The sequence below is a fragment of the Streptococcus sp. HMSC073A12 genome (genome assembly GCF_001812815.1).
Lineage (GTDB): Bacteria > Bacillota > Bacilli > Lactobacillales > Streptococcaceae > Streptococcus > Streptococcus vaginalis.
In genome coordinates, this window is the sequence record NZ_KV810521.1 from 1 (window position 1) to 3,667 (window position 3,667).

Sequence of the window (3,667 nt, forward strand, 5' to 3'; positions counted from 1 at the left end):
GGGGGAACCCTGACCGAGCAACGCCGCGTGAGTGAAGAAGGTTTTCGGATCGTAAAGCTCTGTTGTTAAGGAAGAACGAGTGTGAGAATGGAAAGTTCATGCTGTGACGGTACTTAACCAGAAAGGGACGGCTAACTACGTGCCAGCAGCCGCGGTAATACGTAGGTCCCGAGCGTTGTCCGGATTTATTGGGCGTAAAGCGAGCGCAGGCGGTTAGAAAAGTCTGAAGTGAAAGGCAGTGGCTCAACCATTGTAGGCTTTGGAAACTGTTTAACTTGAGTGCAGAAGGGGAGAGTGGAATTCCATGTGTAGCGGTGAAATGCGTAGATATATGGAGGAACACCGGTGGCGAAAGCGGCTCTCTGGTCTGTAACTGACGCTGAGGCTCGAAAGCGTGGGGAGCGAACAGGATTAGATACCCTGGTAGTCCACGCCGTAAACGATGAGTGCTAGGTGTTAGGTCCTTTCCGGGACTTAGTGCCGCAGCTAACGCATTAAGCACTCCGCCTGGGGAGTACGACCGCAAGGTTGAAACTCAAAGGAATTGACGGGGGCCCGCACAAGCGGTGGAGCATGTGGTTTAATTCGAAGCAACGCGAAGAACCTTACCAGGTCTTGACATCCCAGTGACTGCCCTAGAGATAGGGTTTCCCTTCGGGGCACTGGTGACAGGTGGTGCATGGTTGTCGTCAGCTCGTGTCGTGAGATGTTGGGTTAAGTCCCGCAACGAGCGCAACCCTTATTGTTAGTTGCCATCATTGAGTTGGGCACTCTAGCGAGACTGCCGGTAATAAACCGGAGGAAGGTGGGGATGACGTCAAATCATCATGCCCCTTATGACCTGGGCTACACACGTGCTACAATGGCTGGTACAACGAGTCGCAAGCCGGTGACGGCAAGCTAATCTCTGAAAGCCAGTCTCAGTTCGGATTGTAGGCTGCAACTCGCCTACATGAAGTCGGAATCGCTAGTAATCGCGGATCAGCACGCCGCGGTGAATACGTTCCCGGGCCTTGTACACACCGCCCGTCACACCACGAGAGTTTGTAACACCCGAAGTCGGTGAGGTAACCGTAAGGAGCCAGCCGCCTAAGGTGGGATAGATGATTGGGGTGAAGTCGTAACAAGGTAGCCGTATCGGAAGGTGCGGCTGGATCACCTCCTTTCTAAGGAAAACGGAAGCCATTGAGTTTGTCTTGTTTAGTTTTGAGAGGTCTTGTGGGGCCTTAGCTCAGCTGGGAGAGCGCCTGCTTTGCACGCAGGAGGTCAGCGGTTCGATCCCGCTAGGCTCCATTAGGATAGAATCCTACTAAACTTAATAAAGAAGTTAAGTTGAATACGAGACTAACTATCCTAAATTTAGCACATTGAAAATTGAATAACGATATCAAATAGTAACAAGAAAATAAACCGAAAACGCTGTGAATATTAATGAGTATATGACTGAGAGGTCAAAAATAAGGTTAAGTTAGTAAGGGCGCACGGTGGATGCCTTGGCACTAGGAGCCGAAGAAGGACGTGACAAACGACGAAATGCCTTGGGGAGCTGTAAGTAAGCGTAGATCCAGGGATGTCCGAATGGGGGAACCCAATAGGTAGATACCTATTACCCGTATCTGTTAAGGATATGAGGAGGAAGACGCAGTGAACTGAAACATCTAAGTAGCTGCAGGAAGAGAAAGCAAAAGCGATTGCCTGAGTAGCGGCGAGCGAAAGGGCAAGAGGGCAAACCGAGAAGTTTACTTCTCGGGGTTGTAGGACTGCGATGTGGATTTAAAGATTATAGAAGAAGACCTTGGGAAAGGTTGCCAGAGAGAGTAAGAGCCTCGTATTTTAAATAATCTTTATACCTAGCAGGATCCTGAGTACGGCGGGACACGAGGAATCCCGTCGGAATCTGGGAGGACCATCTCCCAACCCTAAATACTCCCTAGTGACCGATAGTGAACCAGTACCGTGAGGGAAAGGTGAAAAGCACCCCGGGAGGGGAGTGAAAGAGAACCTGAAACCGTGTGCCTACAACAAGTTCGAGCCCGTTAATGGGTGAGAGCGTGCCTTTTGTAGAATGAACCGGCGAGTTACGTTATGATGCGAGGTTAAGTTGAAGAGACGGAGCCGTAGGGAAACCGAGTCTGAAGAGGGCGGTATAGTATCATGATGTAGACCCGAAACCATGTGACCTACCCATGAGCAGGTTGAAGGTGAGGTAAAACTCACTGGAGGACCGCACCAGGGCACGTTGAAAAGTGCTTGGATGACTTGTGGGTAGCGGAGAAATTCCAAACGAACTTGGAGATAGCTGGTTCTCTCCGAAATAGCTTTAGGGCTAGCGTCGACAGAAAGATTCTTGGAGGTAGAGCACTGTTTGGGTGAGGGGTCCATCCCGGATTACCAATCTCAGATAAACTCCGAATGCCAATGAATTATGGTCGGCAGTCAGACTGCGAGTGCTAAGATCCGTAGTCGAAAGGGAAACAGCCCAGACCACCAGCTAAGGTCCCAAAATAATTGTTAAGTGGAAAAGGATGTGGGGTTGCACAGACAACTAGGATGTTAGCTTAGAAGCAGCTATTCATTCAAAGAGTGCGTAATAGCTCACTAGTCGAGTGACCCTGCGCCGAAAATGTACCGGGGCTAAAACAATTTACCGAAGCTGTGGATCCTTTAGGGGATGGTAGGAGAGCGTTCTATGTGTGGTGAAGGTGTACCGTGAGGAGCGCTGGAACGCATAGAAGTGAGAATGCCGGTATGAGTAGCGCAAGACAGGTGAGAATCCTGTCCACCGTAAGACTAAGGTTTCCAGGGGAAGGCTCGTCCGCCCTGGGTTAGTCGGGATCTAAGGAGAGACCGAAAGGTGTATCCGATGGCCAACAGGTAGAGATTCCTGTACTAGAGTATAGAGTGAAGGAGGGACGCAGTAGGCTAACTCAAGCGTGCGAATGGAAGAGCACGTCTAAGCAGTGAGGTGTGATAGGAGTCAAATGCTTCTATCTGTAACATTGAGCTGTGATGGGGAGCGAAGTTTAGTAGCGAAGTGAGTGACGTCACACTGCCAAGAAAAGCTTCTAGCGTTAATTTATACTCTACCCGTACCGCAAACCGACACAGGTAGTCGAGGCGAGTAGCCTCAGGTGATCGAGAGAACTCTCGTTAAGGAACTCGGCAAAATGACCCCGTAACTTCGGGAGAAGGGGTGCTGGCTTAAAGTCAGCCGCAGTGAATAGGCCCAAGCAACTGTTTATCAAAAACACAGCTCTCTGCTAAATCGTAAGATGATGTATAGGGGGTGACGCCTGCCCGGTGCTGGAAGGTTAAGAGGAGTGCTTAGACGTAAGTCGAAGGTATGAATTGAAGCCCCAGTAAACGGCGGCCGTAACTATAACGGTCCTAAGGTAGCGAAATTCCTTGTCGGGTAAGTTCCGACCCGCACGAAAGGCGTAATGATTTGGGCACTGTCTCAACGAGAGACTCGGTGAAATTTTAGTACCTGTGAAGATGCAGGTTACCCGCGACAGGACGGAAAGACCCCATGGAGCTTTACTGCAGTTTGATATTGAGTGTCTGTGCCACATGTACAGGATAGGTAGGAGCCAAAGAGATCGGGACGCCAGTTTCGATGGAGGCGATGTTGGGATACTACCCTTGTGTTATGGCCACTCTAACCCGG

General features: G+C 50.2%; 1 tRNA gene and 2 rRNA genes. All 3 read left to right on the plus strand.

Going from position 1 to position 3,667, the window contains the following annotated elements:
• Positions 1 to 1,166, plus strand: a 16S ribosomal RNA gene (locus HMPREF2876_RS00195); the annotation flags it as partial.
• Positions 1,167 to 1,220: 54 nt separating this feature from the next.
• Positions 1,221 to 1,293 (plus strand) — tRNA-Ala (locus HMPREF2876_RS00200).
• A gap of 168 nt (positions 1,294 to 1,461) precedes the next feature.
• A 23S ribosomal RNA gene (locus tag HMPREF2876_RS00205) occupies positions 1,462 to 3,667 on the plus strand; the annotation flags it as partial.